The following is an 18,169-nucleotide window of genomic DNA, read 5'->3' as shown; positions in this document are numbered from 1 at the left end:
GAGGCGGATGGCGTGCTGAAAGGGTCGTGCAATCAGCGCTGACGGCGCGAGCGCCATGCCAGCAGACCTGCCTGGATGACGAAGAATCCGCCGCCTCCGGTCGCGTAGACCGACAGCACGGCCAGGGACGGCATGGGCCCTGCGGCCCGGATGCAGTACGTGATGCCGACGAGGAAGGACAGGCCGCCGGAGATGAGCATCGGCCACTGATGACCGAGTTCCTGGCCACGCCTGCGGATGCCCAGCGCGAACTGCGCCGCACCGGCGATGGCCGCCCAGGCGCCGAAGACGGCGAGCACGGCGGCGGGGCCGTACGCTGACGCTGAGCCCGTGGCGATCGCCGCCAGCGTGCTCAGAGCCGCATTGAAGGCGGTGATGCGGCGCTCCGGGTCGCGCTTTAGCGCGCGGTAGTCGACCAGCGATGAGACTGCGTCGATCAGCGGGTAGGTCACGAGCAATGCTGTCGCCGCGGGGCCCAAGGTCGCGTGCACCGGGGCGAAGGCGGCTGCCCACAGCAGCGCGAGCAGGCCGCGGCAGAGGTAGAGCTTCGACAGGGATGCGCGATTCGCAGGCGAACTGGGCATCGAGACCGCGTCAGTGGATGGGTTCGTGCGGAGCATGGTGGCCGTTGAGAGGAGTTGATGCATGACACCAGGATCGACACGGCCTCACCATCGGAGCTAGGTTTGTCAAACCCCTACCAAGGTTTGAGCAGGAGAAGCCGTCCTCAAACGCAAAACGCCCGGCGTGAGCCAGGCGTTCTGTTGGGGGAGTGATCCTTTGGCGTCAGCCGATGGACATCCCCATCGAAGCAGCGCAACCGTCAGAGATCACAGCGCCGAGGCGACTTGGACGCCGTCCGCGGAGGTGTCGCGGCGGCCGGTCACGTAAACCGTCGGGAGCTGCTGACGCTTGACGGTGATGACCACCGGGTCGAGCGTGACGATCTGAGCGCGTTGCTCACGCTGCACTTCGGCGTGCGCGATGCCCAGGCCCGTGACCACTACGGCAACGGCGCCGAAAGCGACGGCCTTGATCGTGGTGCTGGTGGCGGATTCCATGTTGAAGCGGGTGGTGGTCATGTCGTTCTCCTGAAGCGGTTGGCTGTGTCGATGAATGCAGTGTCGTCATCGACCGCCTCGACCTCCAGCGTCAAGCGACGAAGGCGCGTCGGCCCGGCGTGAACTGCATCCAGACAGGATGAGCGGTGCCCGTTGCACGCCCATTGCTGAAGCGAAAACGCCGACCGGGCACTGGCCAGTCGGCGTTCTCGCGAGTTGGGGGGTATTGCCCCCTCGCCCGCTTGCGGGAGAGGGAAGGGGTGAGGGCCAGAGGCGGTGGCAGGACCTCCGATCAACGAGCGGCCACACCTTCAGTCGCTGCGCCCTTCGCGGCTTCCTTGGCTGCGAATTGCTGGACCAGCTGCGCGTACTTGGGCGAAGCCTTCAGCTCGGCGTAGCGAGCTTCGGCCTTGGTGCGTTGATTGAGCTCGAGGCTGGAGTCCTCCGTACGGTCGACCGCTGCCAGACCGGATTCACGATAGATCTGCAGATCCGCGAGCACTTCAGCGCGGGACTTCTGCGATTGGGTGATCGGGTCGAGGTGGCTGTAGCTCTGAGCGAAGGCCGGCACCGCGGCGGTCGACAGGGCGATCAGGGCGGAGGCGATCAGGGTCTTGGCGTTCATGATGGGTTCCTTTGAGAGAGCGTTTCGGAGGGGTCTTGCTTCGGTTCCGGCGTTTGTGTTTGCCGATGACTGAAGGTTAGAAGCCCGGCCGCTTCGCATAAATGGGTCTCTTCGGAACGCGTCGTTGAGATCGCAGCAACAATCGCGCGGCCCGGTTTCTGTTTCTCTTGCTTGCGCGCGAGCGAGGAAAGACGGCGACACGCCTCGAATACGATGGGTCGCTCATCGCCTCCTCAACCGGAATCCATGACCCCCATCCAGCAATGGCACGCCACCCGCAGCCTGCGCCTGCTGCTTCAGACGCTGCGCGACATGATGGTCTCGATGGGGCCGCTGCTGCTGCTGGGCGGCGGGCTGCTGGTCGCCGCCTATTGGTGGCTGGATCCGCAGCCACCCCGCCAGGTGCGTCTGGCCACCGGACCGGTCGGCAGCGCCTATGCCGGCTTCGGCGAGGGTTATGCGAAGGCGCTGGCGCGCGACCGCATCCAGGTGAAGCTGATCGCCAGCGAGGGCGCGCAGGACGACCTCGCCCATCTGCGCGCGGGCACGGCCGATGTGGGCTTCGTCCGCGGCGGCATGGCCGATCCGGTGGCCGACACCGAAGCCGGCATCGTCTCGCTGGGCAGTCTGTTCTACGAGCCGATCTGGATCTTCTATCGCCGCGATCTCGGCATCGCGCGCCGCCAGCCCGGCGGCGAGCTACGAGGCCTGACCCAGCTGCGAGGCCTGCGCGTCAACGTGGATCAGGACGGCAGCGGCGTGCCGCAGATCGTCGAGAAGCTGCTGGCGCTGAACCAGCTCAAGCCGACCGATCTGCGCTTGTCCAACCTGCCGCCCGACGATGCCGGCGCGGCGCTGCGCGAGGGCCGATTGGATGCGGCGGTGCTGATCTCCGCGCCGCAGGCCGGCCTGATCCGCGCGCTGCTGCGCGACCCGGCCATCGCGCTGATGGCCTTCGAGCAGAACGAGGCGTACTCGCGCCACCTGCCGTTCCTGTCCACCGTGACGCTGCCGCGCGGCGTGGTGGACCTGGCGACCGACCTGCCGCCGCATGACGTGCCGCTGCTGGCCACCACCACCGCGTTGCTCGCGCGCGAGCAGACGCATCCGGCGCTGCGCCAGCTGTTCGCGCAGGCGGCGCTGGGCCAGCACAGCGGGGCTGGCTGGTTCAACGGCGCGCGCGACTTCCCCAACACCCGCACCAGCGAGCTCCCTGTCAGCGCCGAGGGCGATCGCGCGATCAATGGCACGCCGCCGGCGTGGGCGCGGTACCTGCCGTTCTGGGCCGGCAACCTGCTGGAGCGCATGTGGCTGGTGGTCGGCGGCCTGCTGGTGCTGATGCTGCCGCTGTCGCGCGTGGTGCCGCCGCTGTACACCTTCCGCGTGCGCTCGCGCGTGTTCCGCTGGTACGCGCGGCTGCGCGAGGTGGAAGCCAAGCTGGAAACCGGCACCGGTGAGCAGGAGGCGCTGCTGGATGAGCTCGATGAGCTGGATCGCGTCACGCACCGCATCGCGGTGCCGCTGTCCTACGCCGAGGAGCTCTACGCCTTGCGCAACAACATCTACGCCGTGCGCAAGCGGCTCCTGGCGCAGCGGGCGCGGCCTGGGGACACCGCGTCTGTCGCCGGAGCGAGCGTGGGCAAGCTCTAGCGCACCAGCGCCTTTGCAATCTCCCCCAAGGTCCTCAGCGCGCCCTCGACCTGCGCGTTGTCGGGATGCCCGAAGTTGAGCCTCAGGTGGTGCGTGAACCGGCGATCGGCCGAGAACAGGTGTCCAGGCGCGATGCTGATGTCATGGGAGAGCGCCATCCGATGCAACTCGAGCGCGTCGATCTCGGCGGGCAGCTCGACCCAGACGAAGTAGCCGCCTTCCGGCTGGGTGACGCGAGTGCCGGACGGGAAGCTTTTGGCGATGGTTCTCAGCATCGCTTGTCGACTGGTGACGAGCGCTTGCCGCAGCTGGCGCAGATGCCGGTCGTAGCCGCCTCGCCGGAGGTATTCGCTCAGGCCCTCCTGCATCGGCACCGGCGTGGCCAGCGAGCTCATCAGCTTGCGACGGCTGACGTCCCGCGCGAAGCGGCCCGCGGCCGCCCAGCCCACGCGGAACCCGGGCGCCAGCGACTTCGAGAACGAGCTGCAATGCAGCACCAGCCCGGTCTTGTCCCAGCCCTTGGCGGGTCGTGGGCGCGCGCCGAAATACAGCTCGCCGTAGACGTCATCCTCGATGAGCGGGATCTGGCGCTCGGCCAGCAGCGCCACGAGTGCCGCCTTGGCCGCATCGGGCATCAGGCTGCCCAACGGGTTCTGGAAAGTCGGCATCAGCCAGCAGGCCTTGACGGGATGGCGATCGAGGATGGCCGCGAGCGCCGCCACATCGACGCCGGTGCGCGCATGGGTCGCGACCTCGACCGCCTTGAGCCCGCGGCGCTCCAAGGCCTGGAGCGCGCCGTAGAACGTCGGCGACTCGATGGCGACGAGGTCGCCCGGTTGCGTGACCGCCTCCAGGCAGAGGTTCAAGGCTTCCATCGCGCCGTTGGTCACGACGATCTCGTCCGCATCGACCTTGCATCCGGCGCCCAGGTAACGCAGGCCGATCTGGCGTCGCAACTCGCCGCTGCCCGGCGAGAGGTCCTCGACGGTGCGCCACGGGTCGAGCCCGCGCGCGGCCTTGCCCAGCGCCAATGCGAGTTTGTCCAGCGGGAAGAGGGTGGGGCTCGGGAACGCGGAGCCCAGCGGAACCACGGCCCGGTTGCGCGCCAGTCCGAGGACCTGGAAGACCAGCTCGGATACCTCCACGTTGCGCTCTTCGGCCAACGGGTCCGACGCGTGGGGTTCGGGGTGGGGGATCGCCGCCTGGCTGACGAAGTAGCCCGACCGGGGCCGCGCCTCGATCAGGCCACGGGCCTCGAGCAGGTAATAGGCCTCGAAGACGGTGGAGGGGCTGACGCCGCGGTCCCGGCTTGCTTCGCGGACCGAGGGCAGGCGGTCTCCGCTGCGCAACTGCCCCGCGGCGATGGACGCCGCCCATTCATCGGCGAGGACTTCGTAGCGCTTCATGAGAGGGGGCGTCTGATATGCCCGGCTGCGTGGAACGCTGGGACTGTATGGGCAAGCGTCCGACGATTGGGCATTCCCTCTCAGGTCGTCATCTGATCCGGTGTTTTTACGAGAATCTGGATCTGTACTGTTCAGGCCATCGGGTGCACAGTGGCGACCGACACTCCGTCAATCGTTGCGCAGTTCAGAAATCATGGAATGGGTCCCCACCGTCTTCATCGCGTTCAAGGTGAGCGTGCTGGCCATCGGCATGTTCTACGCCGTCAAGTGGCATTACGACAAGGCGAGGCGTGAGCAGGGGCCGGCGAGGCAGCGCGCGTTGCTGCTCACGAGCGGCGTCGTGGCCGTGGTCTTCGTGCTGCTGGTCGTGGGGCTTGTGTTGCTGACTCTCAGCGTGGGTGAGCGCTTGGGGTTGGATTTGAGCGGGCCGTGAGGGACGTCAGGGACGTGACCTTGCTCTATGCTCCGCGGCCATTGCCCACTCTGCCAGCCGCTCATGCCCACATGGTCGTTTCGCGCGTTGCTCGCTGCCCTCGCCCTGTTGGCTGAAGGCTTGCACCTTGGCTGGGAGGCGTCGCACGGCGGCATCGTCAGTCATCACCTGTTTCAGCACGCGGACCTGCCGGGTCTGTCCAACGCGTGGGGCTTGCTCGTGCTGCCGGCGCTGGCGGCCTGGGCCGCCGGCCGATGGCCCGCACGCTCTGCAGCATCGACGACCACGCGCGCCAGGCGGCAGGTCGCGCTGGGCTTCGCATTGCCGCTGATGTTGGGAGCGGCGCTCTCGCTGGCGTTCTCCTTCCAGCAGCAGACGCTGACCGAGACCCTGTTCTTCAGTCTCATGCTGCTGGCGCTGCTGCTGCCGGCGCACCGGCCGGAGAGTCTGCTCGGCTTCGTGCTGGGCATGAGCTGGACCTTCGGCGCGGTGCTGCCGACGTTGATTGGAGCCGTCATTGCCGTCGTGTCGTGGCTGGTGCGCAGCGTCGTTCGTCGCGCCTGGCATGTCGTGAGGCCCGCATGAGCGCCGTCAGCTCGCGCGAGTTGCGCATCTCCGGTCTCTGCTACCTGGCGATCATCGCGTTGGGCCTGTTCAGTGAGGCGGTCGCGCGCGGCAGTCTCGTCGTGCCCGGCGATGCCGCGGCGACGGCACGCAACATCGCTGCCAATCCGCAGCTCTGGCGTCTGGGGCTCATGGCCGATGTGCTGACACAGGTGCTGGACCTGCCCATCATCGTGATGATGTGGCGGCTGTTGCGGCCGGTGAATGAGCCGCTGGCGTTGACCGCGGCCGGCCTCAATCTCGTGCAGACGGCAGTGCTGGTGGCCAACCGCGTGCAGCTGCTCGCCGCGCTGGACCTGCTGGGCGCGCCGGCAGTGGGCGCCGCGTTCCTGCCTGGCCAACAGGCCGCATTGGCGATGCTGGCCGTGAACCTGCATGGGCAGGGCCTGGGAATCGGCCTGGTGTTCTTCGGCTTCTCCTGCATCATCTGTGGCGGGTTGATCGCCAAGAGCGGCGTGCTGCCACGCGCGCTGGGCTGGTGCCTGGGCGTTGCCGGCGTGGCTTACCTCGTCAACAGCTTCGCGCTGCTGCTGGCGCCGAAGCTGGCGCAGATGCTTTTCCCGGCTGTGTTGCTGCCCGCGCTTTTCGGCGAGCTGGCTGTTGCGCTGTGGTTGACGTTCAAGGGCAGGGCTCACAGCGCGACACTCCGCTGAGCTTCGGCGAGACCATGCCTCAACGCAAGTGGCGATTGACCTTCGCTTGGAGGAGTTCGATCAGCTCGGGCTGCATGAACGCGTAGTTGTCTGGAATGCCCAGGCAAATCACGCGCTTGTCGCGCAAGTACGCCCTGAATTGCTCTCCGAGTTTGCGTTGGTGCTGCTTCTCCATCGCGAAGATGAGATCGGCCCACTCGATCAGCTCGGTCGTCAGCGGGTTATCGGCGCCCCGATTGGTGCCGGCCGAGGCGGTCTCAACGCCGGGGTGGGTGGCGAAGACCTGTTCCGCGGTCGGGCTGCGCAGACGGTTCTGACTGCAGATGAAGAGAACGCGCAACGGCTCTGATGTTGGGTTGGACATGGGTCGTAAAAGCAAGACGCCTGGCGTGAGCCAGGCGTTCTGTTTGGGGATGATCCTTTGGCGTCAGCCGATGGATCTCCCCATCGATGCAGCGCAACCGCCAGGGTCACAGCGCGGAGGCGACTTGGACGCCGTCCGCGGAGGTGTCGCGGCGGCCGGTCACGTAGACGGTCGGCAGCTGCTGGCGCTTGACGGTGATCACCACGGGATCAAGCGTGACGATCTGAGCGCGTTGCTCGCGCTGCACTTCAGCGTGGGCGATGCCCAGGCCCATCACCACCGCGGCAACTGCGCCGAAAGCAACCGCCTTGATGGTGCGGCTGGTGGAGGATTCGAGGTTGAAGCGGTGGGTCATGTCGTTCTCCTAGATCGGTTGGTTGCGTCGATGGATGTAGTTTCGTCATCAACCACCTGACCCTCCAGCGGCAGGAGATGAAGCCGCAGCGAAGTGGCGTGGAATGCGGAATCGCTGGATGAATGGATGAGGAGGCGGGTTCCGATTCGCAGCGGACATTAGACTTGGCCGTCTGAGGACGCGCGCGCCATGATCGAACTCGAACAACTTGAAGAGATGTTCGCCGGCATTGCTGCCGGTCCGAACTGGGACATGTCCAAGCCCATGCTCTGGGGCCATTTCTTCACCGACGAACGTCGCGAAAAGCTTGAGGGGGCTTTGCCCGAACTCGCGAAGAAGGGCTGTCGCTTTGTGGATCTCTATCAGCCCGAGATCAACGACGGCGAGGCGCCGTACTTTTTCCTGCACGTGGAATGCGAAGAGGTCCATTCCCCGGAGTCGCTGCTCGCGCGCAATGCGGAGTTCTATGCGCTGGCAGAAGATCTGGGGCTCGGCAGCTATGACGGAATGGATGTTGGACCGGTCATCGGGATCTCGTGAAATCCTCGTCCCTCAAGCCGCACCTCCGTTATACGAGCGTCCGGGAGGCGCCGGAGGCTGACCTCAAACGCAAAACGCCCGGCACAAGCCGAGCGTTCTGTTTGGGAATGATCCTTTGGCGTCAGCCGATGGACATCCCCAGCTGCGAGCGCGGCGATACGCCCTTTGTATCGCGTTGACCAAAGTCATCGTGCGCACGGCGAATCGGCCGCTTACCATCGTGCCGCAGTCTTTCGTCTCGCAGCACCATGGCAACTTCCCGGCCTCCTGGCCCTCTTTGTTCCGCAGATCAGTGGCCTGCGGCTGCCACGCCTGGTCCGCTTGGCCTCAATGACCACGGCGATCCTGACGTTTGTACGAGAGTTGGCGACACCCCGGGGACGCTGGGTTTTTTTGATCTTGCTGACCCCGAGCTTCCGCCGCTCTTGGCCCAATCTGGCTTTGTCGCCAACCCGGCAAGGGCGAAGGACGGGACGGCTCTGACGGCTGGCTGGCTCTCAGTATCGGATCGGCTCGCGACGTCGAGCAAGATGACGTCCGGACAGCTCAAGCGGCTGTTTGAGCTGGCTCCTCCAGACTTGCTCACGAAGGTGTCGGATGAGCTGAACCGCAAGCCTGAGGTCTACCAACTCGACTCCAAGCTGCGGCGCGCCCACTTCTTTGCTCAGGTTCGGGAGGAGACGGGCCCTTCCATGGATGCGAAGACCGAGGATCTGACCTACTCTCCGGCGGCGCTCAAAGGCTTGTTTGGCTACTACGGCAAGCATCCAGACGAAGCCGACACTGACGGCTACGAGCGAGGCCCCAAAGGCACATACAAGCGCAAGGCCAGCCAAGAGGATATTGCGAACAAGGCTTATGGCAGCCGCAACGGCAATGGCGACGAGAAGAGCGGCGACGGCTGGAAGTACAGAGGGCGTGGCTTCATCCAGGTGACCGGGCGCGCAAACTATGCCGCGGTATCAGCCAAGCACGCCTCAGTTTTCGGCGATGCGTCGGTCAACTTCGAGCGAGATCCCGATCTATTGATGGTGTTTCCCTACTCTCTGCGGTCGGCGATTTGCTATTGGCTGATCAACCGGCTGTATCGTCTCGCCGACAAGGGGAGCGCTGCGGGTGACGTGGACCGCGTAACGCGCGTGGTCAACGCGAACACGCACAGCTACAAGGAGCGCCAGAATCACTTCAAAACTGCGTATGAGCACTTTGAGTAGGCTGATGCTTGTAGCGGGCTTCGTACTCGCGCTACCGTCGCTGGCCATGGCCTCCGATCAAAACTCGGACTCGATGTGCAAGCCGGAGGAGGTCGTCGTTTTCAATTGCTTTACCGGCAAGAAGACCGCTTCGTTGTGCGCGTCGCCAACGGAAGCCGCGCCGACGCTCCTCGCCTACCGATACGGCACTGGGCAAAAGGTCGAGAACGAATTTCTCGCGACTGCGGCCAATGGCAAGACTTTCGGTGGGACTGTTGCTCCAGCGTCGCCTCGGGCATGGGTCAGCCAGGTCTGGTTCGACCGTTCCTCTTATCGCTATCTGATGACCGAGTGTGTGGGGGGCGACTGTTCGCACCACGCGGGACTGACGGTCTTCAACGGTGAGCGCATGGTCATGAACGCGTCTTGCCAACGTCCACCAGGGGTGCGACTGCCTGCCTTTTCCCGGGACCTGGTCAAATTCGGATCCAATCCAGCTGAGAGCAAGTCTTCAACGCCGTTGTTGCGCATAGAGGAAGCTGACAACGGCGCGTACGAGCTGTACGGGACAACAAAATGAGCAGCGCCTGAAGAGCGTGTTGCTGGCCTTGACGACCGCCGATAGAGCTGCGCTTGGAGCGTGCGTGCAGGGCCACCGCGCCAATTGCCGTCGCAAAAGCAAAACGCCTGGCACAAGCCAGGCGTTCTATTGAGGGAGTGATCCTTTGGCGTCAGCCGATGGACATCCCCATCGATGCAGCGCAACCGTCAGAGATCACAGCGCGGAAGCGACTTGGACGCCGTCCGCGGAGGTGTCGCGGCGGCCGGTCACGTAGACGGTCGGGAGCTGCTGACGCTTGACGGTGATCACCACGGGGTCGAGCGTGACGATCTGAGCGCGTTGCTCGCGCTGCACTTCGGCGTGGGCGATACCCAGGCCCATCACCACCGCGGCAACTGCGCCGAAAGCGACCGCCTTGATGGTGCGGCTGGTGGCGGATTCGAGGTTGAAGCGGTGGGTCATGTCGTTCTCCTGGGGCGGTTGGTTGCGTCGATGGATGTAGTTTCGTCATCGACACCCCGACCCTCCAGCACCAGGAGACGAAGCCACATCACAGCGGCGTGGAATGCGGATTCGGCGGATGAATGGGGAGGCGCCTACGTGACTTCGCGGACAGATGGCAGCACCGTCCTGCCTTCGGATATCGTGCCGGTTCAATTCATGGAGCAGGCGACTTTGGAATGTACGCACTGATCGTGGCGCTCGCTCTTCTGTCTTGCTTTCTGGGCTTCGTTCTGGAGATCACGCAGAGCAACATCCTCCACGTGAGGAACGGCCGGCCGCCCAATGCTGGTGCTGCCTTGTTCCCAAACATCCCCTTCGTTCCCCTGACCTATGTCTTGGGGGCCTGGGGACTCAATCAACTCCAGCCGGACCTTGGTCCAAAAGCGGCTTCCGCCTATGCGCTCGTGTCGATCGGCATTCGATGTTGGCAAGTCGTACGGGCAAGAGCTGAATTTCGGTCGCTCATGGCGAGCCCGCCAGAGTCGAGCCCAGAGAACGTCTCCTGATGGAATGCAAAACGCCTGGCGTGAGCCAGGCGTCCTGTTTTGGGGAAGTGATCCTTTGGCGTCAGCCGATGGATGTCCCCATCGATGCAGCGCAACCTCCAGGGATCACAGCGCCGAGGCGACTTGGATGCCGTCCGCGGACGTGTCGCGGCGGCCGGTCACGTAGACGGTCGGGAGCTGCTGACGCTTGACGGTGATGACCACCGGGTCGAGCGTCACGATCTGAGCGCGTTGCTCGCGCTGCACTTCAGCGTGGGCGATGCCGAGGCCCATGACCACGGCTGCGACTGCGCCGAAAGCAACTGCCTTGATGGTGCGGCTGGTGGCGGATTCGAGGTTGAAGCGGTGGGTCATGTCGTTCTCCTGGGGCGGTTGGTTGCGTCGATGAATGCAGTGTCGTCAACGATCCTCTCGTCCTCCAGCGGCAAGCGATGAAGCTCCGCCGGCACGGCGTGAACTGCATCCATGCAGGATGAGCGGAAGCCGTTGCACGCCCGTTGCTGAAGCGAAAACGCCAACTGGGCACTGGCCAGTCGGCGTTGGGGGTATTGCCCCCTCGCCCGCTTGCGGGAGAGGGAAGGGGTGAGGGCCAGAGGCGGTGGCAGGCCAGCAGTCTCAGCGAGCTGCCACACCTTCAATCGCTGCGCCCTTCGCCGCTTCCTTCGCCGCGAATTGCTGGACCAGTTGCGCGTACTTGGGCGAAGCCTTCAGCTCGGCGTAGCGGGCTACCGCCTTGGTGCGCTGATTCAGCTCGAGGCTGGAATCTTCCGTGCGGTCGACCGCGGCCAGACCCGATTCGCGATAGATCTGCAGATCCGCCAGCACCTCAGCGCGGGACTTCTGCGATTGGGTGATCGGGTCGAGGTGGCTGTAGCTCTGAGCGAAGGCCGGCACGGCGGCGGTCGACAGGGCGATCAGGGCGGAGGCGATCAGGGTCTTGGCGTTCATGATGGGTTCCTTTGAGAGAGCGTTTCGGAGGGGTTTCTGCTTCGGTCCGGCGTTTGTGTTTGCCGATGACTGAAGGTTAGAAGCCCAGCCGCTTTGCATAAATGGCTCCCTTCGGAACGCGTCGTTGAGATCGCAGCAACAATCCCGCCGCGCTGATTCCATCGCCTGGCTCGGTGTCACGTCGCCGTCATCTGGCCGACACACACTCGCGGCCATCACAACAACAAGAAGAGACAAACATCCAGGAACACCACAACAAGAACAAGAGCGGAACGCCCCCGGCGACCTCCATCCGCCACCGAGAACGCGAAGGCCTTCTCCTCCGAATCCTGCGGCGCTTGCGCCGCCTGCGCTGGCAACGCCAGCTCCGCGCGCATGAAGCCCGGCTGCGCTGGATCGCCAATCGGCGCCAGGCCCGACGACCCCCCCCGCTGCCCGCCGCGCTCAAGACCGCCTGGCTCCGGCACGTCGACCAGGAGCATCCGCGCTGGCAGCCCGGCCACGAGGGCTGGCGACTCGCCGCCCACGCGCTCATCCAGTTCTTCGACGCCAGCGTCGCCGCCGAGCCGCATCCCTGCGCCTTGCCGTCTCGGGCCGCCGACCTCGTGTGGCATGTCTGGCTGGAGGCCGACCCCGACGGACTGGCCGCCTGGCAGCGATCCCACTACGGCCGCGTGATCCCGCACCGCGAGCATGCACCCGGCCAGGACACCGGCGAGGCGCTCGCCCACTGCCTGGTCCGCGCCTGCCGCGCCGAGCGGCGATGGCCGGTCTGGGGCACCTTGCCCTTGCTGTTCCGCGTCGATGGCCTGCTGCGCACGCCGGAAGGCTGGGCCTACACGCGGCGCGCGGACGAGACCATCCTCCACCGCGACCTCGATGCGCTCGGTCGAACCCATCCCGGGTTCTGGCGCCACGACGAGCTGCGGCCCGCGATGCTGCTCGGCTTCGGCCTCATCGGTGTCACTGAGGCCGGTGACCTGCGGCGTCGAGAGCAGGACCGCCAGGACGGCGGCTCAGGCAGCAGCTGCGGCAGCAGCGGCGGTGACGCCGGCTGCGTCGGCGATGGGGGATGCGGAAGCAGCTGCGGCAGCAGCTGTGGCAGCGGCTGCGGCAGTTGATCCCGTCATCCCCCTCAGGCCCTCACCGTCACTGCGGCCGGTAGGTCACCTTCAGCTGGTAGTTGCCCGCCGCGTACCCATACAGCAGCACGTAGACATCCCCATTGGCCGTCATCGTCACGCTGCAGCCCTCGGTCGAGCTCGACCCGTCCGACTTGCACGTGTAGGTCGACGTCGTCGGCACCGCGCTCTTGCGCACGTACAGATCGATGTCGCCCGTGCCGGTCGTGCTCGCCGCCAGGCTGCCGCCGTTGGCCACCTTGAACGGACCGAAGGTCTTGCTTCCGCCCCGCGTCAGGCTGCCGCTGAAGTTCTCCGTCTTGTCCGTCGGCGGCTGCGTGCCTGGGCCGTCACTGCCCAGCTCCACCGCATACGCCGCGGCCATGCGCGCGAACTTCAGCGCGTGGTCGGCCTGGCTGCCCATGTTGGCGTAGGTGTCGTTGGCGCTGTGGATGTACGGATTCGACGAGCTCATGCCCGACTCGAAGGGCATGCTCGCGAAATAGCCCTTGGCATTCCACGACGCATGGTCCGAGCACGCATACCCGCACCGGTCCGTTCCCACCTTCAGCGTCGGCAGGTAGGTCGCGATCACGTTGGCCAGGAAGGTGTTCTGTGCGCTGTCCGTGTAATCGCTGAACAGGTAGATGTCGTTGGCCGCGCCCTTGTAGTTGGTCATGTCCAGCTGCAGCACGCCCACCACGTTCGTGTTGGCCGCGGCGAAGCTGTTGGCGATCTCCTGCGAGCCGCGCAGCCCCACTTCCTCGGCCGCATAGGCCATGAACTTGATCGTGCGCCGCGGCTTGTAGTTCGCCTGCACCAGCGCGCGAAGCACCTCGGTCAGACTCGCCACGCCCGAGGCGTCGTCATCCGCGCCCGGCGCGCGCATCGTCTCGCCCGAGCCGCCCGACTGGTTGATCGAGTCCAGATGCGCGCCCATCACGATCACCTCGGCGCTGTTGTCGGTGCCCTTGATCGTCGCGATCACCGACTTCTGCGCCCAGCCCGCGTGCGTGAACTGCTCGACCGTGATGTCGCTGCGGCCGCCCGCCAGCGTCGTCCACTTCTGCTTGAGCCAGTTGGACGCCGCCACGCCGCTGCTGCTCGTGTAGTAGCGGTTGGTGTTGGCCGACAGGTCCACGATGGTCTGGCCGATGTTGCTCGACTGCATCTGCGACAGGATCGGCGACACCACCGACTGCTGGTCGATCGTGTAGCTCGGCCGCGAGGCCACCAGCGCCGCCGCCAGCCGCTGCGACGTCACCGGCGTGCTGTGCCGCTGCAGCGAAGCCAGGCCCTCGGCCTTCGTCGGGTGGTACATGTAGCCGCCGCAACGCTTGAGCTCCTCGTGGATCGAGTGGCTCAGCGACGCCAGCGCGTCCTCGTCGACCTCGACCAGGTGGAGGCCCTCGTTGCGCGTGGCCAGCGCGGACGCCGAGGCGCTCCTCGCGGCCAGCGCGGAACCGTCCTGCGCCGCGTCGGCCTTGACGCTGGCGACCGCGCGGGCGGCCGGACGGTGTTTCTGCAGCTGGGCCAGCGCGGCGTCGCCGAGGCTGATCCAGACCTTCTCGCCGGCGTGCGCCGGCTGGAACGCGGCCATGCCGAGGCACAGCGCGCTGATGGTGAAGAACTGACGCATGGGAAGCTTCTCCAGTGTTGTTCCCGGGAACGGCGAAGCCGGCGCGCCACCCGCGAGGGGCGGCGCGCCGGAGTGCGTTCAGCCGGGGATCAGTAGGTCGCGGTCAGCGTGGTGCTGGTCACCGTCGCGTACGCGCTCAGCAGCACGTAGTACGTGCCCGCCGTCGGTGCCGAGAAGGTGATCGTCTCCGCGTTGGTCGAGCCGATCGAGCGCTTGTCGTAGCTCGACGTCGTCGGCGCGGAGCCGCGCTTGACGTACAGGTCGCCGTCACCGGAACCGCCTGCGAGCTTGACCGTCAGCGTCGTGCGGCCAGCCGGCACGTTGATGCTGTACAGCTTGGTCGCGCCCTTGGCCAGCGAGATGCCGCTCACCGGTACGCCGCTGGTCAGCGGGGTGGCGGTCGGGGGCGGCGTCGTGCCGCTGCAGCTCACGCCCACCGTGGCGAAGGCCGCGGTGACGTCGGCCTTCGAGTAGCCGCGGTTGGTGGCCGCCGTCTCGACGCCGCAGGCGCCCTGGTTGAAGGTGCTGTTGGCGGTCCAGTACAGGCGGTTGGCGTCGACCATCACCTCGAAGGCCTTGCGCGTGTTCCAGCCCGCCGTCGTCGCCAGCAGGTAGAACGCGCGGTTGTACACGCCGCTCGAGTAGTGGACGTCCATGCCGCTGCGGTAGTTGGACGCATGGCCGATCGACGCGCCGTCCTTGGTCGGATCGTCGAAGTAGCGCAGCGCGCCGCTCGCCTTGAAGATCTGCGCGCCGACCAGCCAATCGTTGCTGCCGCCGTTGCGGTAGTACTCGGCGGCTTCACCGGCCATGTCGGAGAAGGCCTCGTTCATGCCGCCCGACTGCGCGGAGTACACCAGGCCCGAGTTCTGCTCGGTGAAGCCGTGACTCACCTCGTGCGCGGACACGTCTAGCGACACCAGCGGGAAGAAGCGGCTGCCGCCGTCACCGAAGCTCATGCCGGTGCCGTCCCAGAACGCGTTCTCGTAGTTGGACCCGTAATGCACGCGCATGTACAGCGTGCCGGTCAGGGGGCGAAGGTTGAACCAGTCGCCGTACATCTTGAAGATCACCTCGCCGAAGGCGTGGGCGTCGTTCAGCGGCGAGTAGGCGCCGTTGATCTGCTTGAACTCGTTGCGCGGGCACGTGAACTGGTAGGGCGTGTTGCTCGCGCCCGTGCTGCCGTTCAGGTTGACCGTGATGACGTTGCCGCTGTTCATCTGGCACGAGTCCGTGACCTGCAGCGCGGGGAAATTGGTCCCGTACTCGTAGCGGCCGGTCTTGGTGTTGCCGCCAGGGCCGGTGGCGTCACGGTGGGCCAGGCCTTCCCAGCGCTCGAGGATCGCGCCGGTGGTGGCGTCGATCATGAAGTGCGGGCGGCTCGGGGTCTTGGTGTCCTCGCGCACGAAGGACACGAGGTAGAACAGCTGCGCCTTGCCGTTGTTCAGACGGACGTAGAGCTTGGTCTGCTCGTTCTCGGTCAGCACCGCGTTGATCGCGCCCTTGGCCTGTGCCAGCGCGCCCTGCGCGGTCAGGCTCGGCTGGACGGTGGGCAGGTCCTGCTGGATGTTGGTCAGCATCGTGCCGGAGAAGCGCGAGGTGCCGGCGTTGTTGTCGCGTTGCTCGACGACGCCTTCGCCCCAGACGGGCACGCCCTGGTGGAACTGCTGGTGGCGCGTGACGACCTTGCCGTTGGCGTAGGCCTGGCTGCGGGCGGCCTGCAGGTCGCTGGGGCCGAGGCCCAGCGCGGTGGCGGCGGAAGCGGCGGTGAGCGGCGTGCTGGACGCGCGCATCTGCGTGTTCACGGGGGCGTTGTCGTCGAGCACGACGCGATCCGCGGCGATCGCCTGGCAGGCGGCGGTGGCCGCGGCGGCGAGCAGGGTGGCGCGCAGCGCGCGGACGACGAATGCCTGTGTGGAAACCTGGTTCATATGCCTCTTTCTTGCGTGATGGATCGGTGAGATCTCCCGAAGAAATGGCCGAGGTCGCTCGGATGGGAACGGGATCGGCCTCCCCGCCTGCGACCCGTGAGGTGGCCGTGGCGGATGTTCTTGGAGGTGCGGCTGGCGCCGCGTCCCGAGGTGTCGCCGGTGCCTCGGAGGTCCCGAGGTCTGTTCGTGGTGGTGGTCCGGTCGACCAGCGCGAATGTAGAGGCAGACCGCTCCGGATCGACCTGTCAGGACTGACAGCGGGTGTAACCCTTGCAACGATCTTCTTGGGCATGCCAGCCGCTGGCGCCCGCGCGTTAGGCGATGGAAAGCCGCTGTTCTAGACTGCCACGACCCCTGTCCAGAGGACACGCCATGCACACGCACGAGATCACGAATCAGGTCGACGAGCTCAGCGGCTACTCGCTGCTCGACACCGATCCCGCGTTGAAGGAGGCGTTGGCGCGCGTCGGCGCCCAGGCGTTCCTTCCGGGCCTGTCGGACTACGCGACGCGGCTGGGCCGCGCCGAGACCTTCGCCATCGCCGAGCGCATCAACCGCGTGACGCCGACGCTGGACAGCTTCGACAAGCGCGGCCGGCGCATCGACCGCGTCGAGTTCGACGCCGGCTGGCATGAGCTGCTCGCGATGTACCGTGGCGCCGATCTCGTGGCCATGCCGTTCCGCGAGGACCCGCGGACCGGCCAGCCCGCGCCTGGCCGCTGGGCCGCGTGGGCCGCGGGCTTCTACCTGCATGGCCAGGTCGAGGCCGGCACGCTGTGCCCCGCCACGATGACGCAGGCCAGCATCCCGGTGCTGCGCCGCGAGCCGGCCCTGTGGGACCGGCTGCTCGATCAGCTCTTCAGCACCGAATACGACGGCCGCGATGTGCCGCTGGACCAGAAGCGCTCGATCTGGCTGGGCATGGGCATGACGGAGAAGCAGGGCGGTTCGGACGTGCGCGCCAACACGACGCGCGCGGAGCCGGTGGGCGCGGGCGGTCGCGGCGGCGAGTACCGGCTCACGGGCCACAAGTGGTTCTTCTCCGCGCCGATGTGCGACGCGCACCTGGTCGTGGCCAAGACGCCGGACGGCGCGCCGGGCTGCTTCTTCGTGCCGCGCTGGCGGCCTGACGGAACGAAGAACGCGGTCAACATCCAGCGCTTGAAGGACAAGGTCGGCAATCGCAGCAACAGCAGCTCGGAGGTGGAGTTCGAGAACGCCTACGGCGTGCTGATGGGCGAGGAGGGCCGCGGCATCCCGACCATCATCGAGATGGCGACCTACACGCGATTGAACTGCGTCGTGGGCAGCGCGGCGATGCTGCGCCAGGCGCTGACGCAGGCGCTGCACTACACCCGTCATCGCCGCGCTTTCGGCAAGCGGCTGGTGGAGCAGCCGCTGATGCGCGCGGTGCTGGCGGACCTCACGCTGGAGAGCGAGGCGGCGATGCAGCTGAGCCTGCGACTGGCGCAAGCCTTCGAGCACCAGGACGATCCGCGCGAGCGCACCTGGATGCGGCTGGTCACGCCGGCGGCGAAGTTCTGGGTCTGCAAGCGCGCGGTGGAGCTCACCGGCGAGGCGATGGAGGTGCTGGGCGGCAACGGCTACATCGACAACGGCGTGATGGCGCGGCTGTTCCGTGAGGCGCCGGTGAACTCGATCTGGGAGGGCTCGGGCAATGTCATGTGCCTGGACGTGATGCGCGCGGTCGCGCGGGATCCGCAGGCCTTCCTCGCGTTGCTGGACGAATTCGACGAGGCGCTGAGCGGCGATCCGGGCGCCCGCGCGGAGCTCGACGCGTTGCGCGCGATGCTCGCCACGCCGCCCGAACAGCTGGAAGCCCTGGGCCGGCGTTTCGCGTCGCGGCTGGTGCTGTTGGCGCAGGCGGCGCTGCTGCGCGAGCACGCGCCAGCCTTCGTCGCCGACGCGTTCATCGGCAGCCGGTTCGATGCGCGCTGGGGCGCGGTGGTGGGGGCGCTCGACCCGGGAGGCGTCAATGTCGACGGCTTGTTGCAGAGGGCGTTTCCCGCGTGACCTAAACTCGCGCGCTTTCC

General features: G+C 66.4%; 21 protein-coding genes. 10 read left to right on the top strand and 11 right to left on the bottom strand.

Features of this window, described 5'->3' with window-relative positions:
• Positions 1-32 precede the first annotated feature (32 nt).
• From ACNI65_RS16895 to ACNI65_RS16885, 3 genes are all read right to left on the bottom strand, one after another.
• The gene (locus ACNI65_RS16895) at positions 33-647 is read right to left on the bottom strand and encodes a DUF308 domain-containing protein (RefSeq protein ID WP_416758135.1); all 615 of its coding nucleotides are present in this window, start codon (positions 645-647) and stop codon (positions 33-35) included.
• Between the two features lie 183 nt (positions 648-830).
• Positions 831-1,082, bottom strand: coding sequence for a hypothetical protein (locus ACNI65_RS16890; RefSeq protein ID WP_416758133.1), 252 nt, complete (start codon positions 1,080-1,082; stop codon positions 831-833).
• A 271-nt stretch (positions 1,083-1,353) separates the two neighbouring features.
• Entirely contained in the window at positions 1,354-1,686 is a 333-nt protein-coding gene (locus tag ACNI65_RS16885; protein WP_416758132.1) for a DUF4148 domain-containing protein, read from the bottom strand.
• 246 nt (positions 1,687-1,932) lie between these two features.
• Here ACNI65_RS16885 and ACNI65_RS16880 point away from each other — a divergent pair, with 246 nt between their 5' ends.
• A complete protein-coding gene (locus ACNI65_RS16880; RefSeq protein ID WP_416758131.1) occupies positions 1,933-3,336 on the top strand; it encodes a TAXI family TRAP transporter solute-binding subunit in 1,404 nt (467 codons plus the stop codon).
• On the opposite strand, the gene ACNI65_RS16875 is transcribed toward ACNI65_RS16880, so the two are convergent.
• Positions 3,333-4,742 carry a PLP-dependent aminotransferase family protein gene (locus tag ACNI65_RS16875; RefSeq protein WP_416758130.1) on the bottom strand — a complete coding sequence of 470 codons (1,410 nt, stop codon included), beginning with the start codon at positions 4,740-4,742 and terminating at the stop codon, positions 3,333-3,335. The two genes, ACNI65_RS16880 and ACNI65_RS16875, sit on opposite strands and share 4 nt — an antisense overlap.
• Positions 4,743-4,935: 193 nt before the next feature.
• On the opposite strand from ACNI65_RS16875, the gene ACNI65_RS16870 reads away from it, so the two are divergent.
• From ACNI65_RS16870 to ACNI65_RS16860, 3 genes are all read left to right on the top strand, one after another.
• Positions 4,936-5,175, top strand: coding sequence for a hypothetical protein (locus ACNI65_RS16870; RefSeq protein ID WP_416758129.1), 240 nt, complete (start codon positions 4,936-4,938; stop codon positions 5,173-5,175).
• 108 nt (positions 5,176-5,283) lie between these two features.
• Positions 5,284-5,760, top strand: coding sequence for a hypothetical protein (locus tag ACNI65_RS16865; protein ID WP_416758127.1), 477 nt, complete (start codon positions 5,284-5,286; stop codon positions 5,758-5,760).
• Positions 5,757-6,452 (top strand): DUF4386 domain-containing protein, encoded by a 696-nt coding sequence (locus ACNI65_RS16860; protein WP_416758125.1) that lies wholly within the window; start codon positions 5,757-5,759, stop codon positions 6,450-6,452. Before ACNI65_RS16865 ends, ACNI65_RS16860 begins: the two co-directional genes overlap by 4 nt.
• Positions 6,453-6,471: 19 nt before the next feature.
• Here the strand turns inward: ACNI65_RS16860 and ACNI65_RS16855 are convergent, their stop codons facing one another.
• Positions 6,472-6,792: a low molecular weight protein tyrosine phosphatase family protein gene (locus tag ACNI65_RS16855; RefSeq protein ID WP_416758123.1), complete on the bottom strand. Its 321-nt coding sequence runs from the start codon at positions 6,790-6,792 to the stop codon at positions 6,472-6,474.
• A 130-nt stretch (positions 6,793-6,922) separates the two neighbouring features.
• On the bottom strand, positions 6,923-7,171 hold the full coding sequence (locus ACNI65_RS16850) for a hypothetical protein (RefSeq protein WP_416758121.1): 249 nt from the start codon (positions 7,169-7,171) through the stop codon (positions 6,923-6,925).
• 189 nt (positions 7,172-7,360) lie between these two features.
• Here ACNI65_RS16850 and ACNI65_RS16845 point away from each other — a divergent pair, with 189 nt between their 5' ends.
• The 3 genes from ACNI65_RS16845 (at position 7,361) to ACNI65_RS16835 (ending at position 9,484) form a co-directional block, all read left to right on the top strand.
• Positions 7,361-7,711 carry a ribonuclease E inhibitor RraB gene (locus ACNI65_RS16845; RefSeq protein ID WP_416758119.1) on the top strand — a complete coding sequence of 117 codons (351 nt, stop codon included), beginning with the start codon at positions 7,361-7,363 and terminating at the stop codon, positions 7,709-7,711.
• Positions 7,712-8,136: 425 nt separating this feature from the next.
• Positions 8,137-8,925, top strand: a complete 789-nt coding sequence (locus ACNI65_RS16840; RefSeq protein ID WP_416758117.1) for a glycoside hydrolase family 19 protein — start codon at positions 8,137-8,139, stop codon at positions 8,923-8,925.
• A gap of 46 nt (positions 8,926-8,971) precedes the next feature.
• Positions 8,972-9,484: a hypothetical protein gene (locus ACNI65_RS16835; RefSeq protein WP_416758115.1), complete on the top strand. Its 513-nt coding sequence runs from the start codon at positions 8,972-8,974 to the stop codon at positions 9,482-9,484.
• Positions 9,485-9,679: 195 nt separating this feature from the next.
• Here the strand turns inward: ACNI65_RS16835 and ACNI65_RS16830 are convergent, their stop codons facing one another.
• Complete coding sequence (locus ACNI65_RS16830; RefSeq protein WP_416758113.1) at positions 9,680-9,928, bottom strand: hypothetical protein; 249 nt, start codon at positions 9,926-9,928, stop codon at positions 9,680-9,682.
• A gap of 218 nt (positions 9,929-10,146) precedes the next feature.
• Between ACNI65_RS16830 and ACNI65_RS16825 the strand changes: the two genes are divergently transcribed.
• Positions 10,147-10,476, top strand: coding sequence for a hypothetical protein (locus ACNI65_RS16825; protein ID WP_416758112.1), 330 nt, complete (start codon positions 10,147-10,149; stop codon positions 10,474-10,476).
• A 105-nt stretch (positions 10,477-10,581) separates the two neighbouring features.
• Here ACNI65_RS16825 and ACNI65_RS16820 read toward each other — a convergent pair whose 3' ends face one another.
• Both ACNI65_RS16820 and ACNI65_RS16815 read right to left on the bottom strand, forming a co-directional pair.
• Positions 10,582-10,830, bottom strand: a complete 249-nt coding sequence (locus ACNI65_RS16820; protein WP_416758111.1) for a hypothetical protein — start codon at positions 10,828-10,830, stop codon at positions 10,582-10,584.
• A gap of 261 nt (positions 10,831-11,091) precedes the next feature.
• Entirely contained in the window at positions 11,092-11,424 is a 333-nt protein-coding gene (locus ACNI65_RS16815; RefSeq protein WP_416758109.1) for a DUF4148 domain-containing protein, read from the bottom strand.
• A 338-nt stretch (positions 11,425-11,762) separates the two neighbouring features.
• Between ACNI65_RS16815 and ACNI65_RS16810 the strand changes: the two genes are divergently transcribed.
• A complete protein-coding gene (locus tag ACNI65_RS16810; protein WP_416758108.1) occupies positions 11,763-12,545 on the top strand; it encodes a hypothetical protein in 783 nt (260 codons plus the stop codon).
• Between the two features lie 28 nt (positions 12,546-12,573).
• Here ACNI65_RS16810 and ACNI65_RS16805 read toward each other — a convergent pair whose 3' ends face one another.
• Positions 12,574-14,184: a M20/M25/M40 family metallo-hydrolase gene (locus ACNI65_RS16805; RefSeq protein ID WP_416758106.1), complete on the bottom strand. Its 1,611-nt coding sequence runs from the start codon at positions 14,182-14,184 to the stop codon at positions 12,574-12,576.
• A gap of 89 nt (positions 14,185-14,273) precedes the next feature.
• Positions 14,274-16,115 (bottom strand): M4 family metallopeptidase, encoded by a 1,842-nt coding sequence (locus tag ACNI65_RS16800; protein ID WP_416758105.1) that lies wholly within the window; start codon positions 16,113-16,115, stop codon positions 14,274-14,276.
• A 372-nt stretch (positions 16,116-16,487) separates the two neighbouring features.
• On the opposite strand from ACNI65_RS16800, the gene ACNI65_RS16795 reads away from it, so the two are divergent.
• Entirely contained in the window at positions 16,488-18,149 is a 1,662-nt protein-coding gene (locus ACNI65_RS16795) for an acyl-CoA dehydrogenase family protein (RefSeq protein WP_416758104.1), read from the top strand.
• Positions 18,150-18,169 lie beyond the last annotated feature (20 nt).

This window comes from Roseateles sp. So40a, assembly GCF_048081605.1.
Classification (GTDB): domain Bacteria; phylum Pseudomonadota; class Gammaproteobacteria; order Burkholderiales; family Burkholderiaceae_C; genus Roseateles.
Note: the sequence above shows the minus strand (reverse complement) of the source record. Positions and strands in the feature narration are given on the sequence as shown.

Bases quoted from the DNA above. Each gene is read 5' to 3' on its own strand.
- ACNI65_RS16895 (WP_416758135.1), bottom strand. From the start codon at position 647: ATGCATCAACTCCTCTCAACGGCCACCATGCTCCGCACGAACCCATCC.
- ACNI65_RS16890 (WP_416758133.1), bottom strand. From the start codon at position 1,082: ATGACCACCACCCGCTTCAACATGGAATCCGCCACCAGCACCACGATC.
- ACNI65_RS16885 (WP_416758132.1), bottom strand. From the start codon at position 1,686: ATGAACGCCAAGACCCTGATCGCCTCCGCCCTGATCGCCCTGTCGACC.
- ACNI65_RS16880 (WP_416758131.1), top strand. From the start codon at position 1,933: ATGACCCCCATCCAGCAATGGCACGCCACCCGCAGCCTGCGCCTGCTG.
- ACNI65_RS16875 (WP_416758130.1), bottom strand. From the start codon at position 4,742: ATGAAGCGCTACGAAGTCCTCGCCGATGAATGGGCGGCGTCCATCGCC.
- ACNI65_RS16870 (WP_416758129.1), top strand. From the start codon at position 4,936: ATGGAATGGGTCCCCACCGTCTTCATCGCGTTCAAGGTGAGCGTGCTG.
- ACNI65_RS16860 (WP_416758125.1), top strand. From the start codon at position 5,757: ATGAGCGCCGTCAGCTCGCGCGAGTTGCGCATCTCCGGTCTCTGCTAC.
- ACNI65_RS16850 (WP_416758121.1), bottom strand. From the start codon at position 7,171: ATGACCCACCGCTTCAACCTCGAATCCTCCACCAGCCGCACCATCAAG.
- ACNI65_RS16845 (WP_416758119.1), top strand. From the start codon at position 7,361: ATGATCGAACTCGAACAACTTGAAGAGATGTTCGCCGGCATTGCTGCC.
- ACNI65_RS16835 (WP_416758115.1), top strand. From the start codon at position 8,972: ATGGCCTCCGATCAAAACTCGGACTCGATGTGCAAGCCGGAGGAGGTC.
- ACNI65_RS16830 (WP_416758113.1), bottom strand. From the start codon at position 9,928: ATGACCCACCGCTTCAACCTCGAATCCGCCACCAGCCGCACCATCAAG.
- ACNI65_RS16825 (WP_416758112.1), top strand. From the start codon at position 10,147: ATGTACGCACTGATCGTGGCGCTCGCTCTTCTGTCTTGCTTTCTGGGC.
- ACNI65_RS16820 (WP_416758111.1), bottom strand. From the start codon at position 10,830: ATGACCCACCGCTTCAACCTCGAATCCGCCACCAGCCGCACCATCAAG.
- ACNI65_RS16815 (WP_416758109.1), bottom strand. From the start codon at position 11,424: ATGAACGCCAAGACCCTGATCGCCTCCGCCCTGATCGCCCTGTCGACC.
- ACNI65_RS16805 (WP_416758106.1), bottom strand. From the start codon at position 14,184: ATGCGTCAGTTCTTCACCATCAGCGCGCTGTGCCTCGGCATGGCCGCG.
- ACNI65_RS16800 (WP_416758105.1), bottom strand. From the start codon at position 16,115: ATGAACCAGGTTTCCACACAGGCATTCGTCGTCCGCGCGCTGCGCGCC.
- ACNI65_RS16795 (WP_416758104.1), top strand. From the start codon at position 16,488: ATGCACACGCACGAGATCACGAATCAGGTCGACGAGCTCAGCGGCTAC.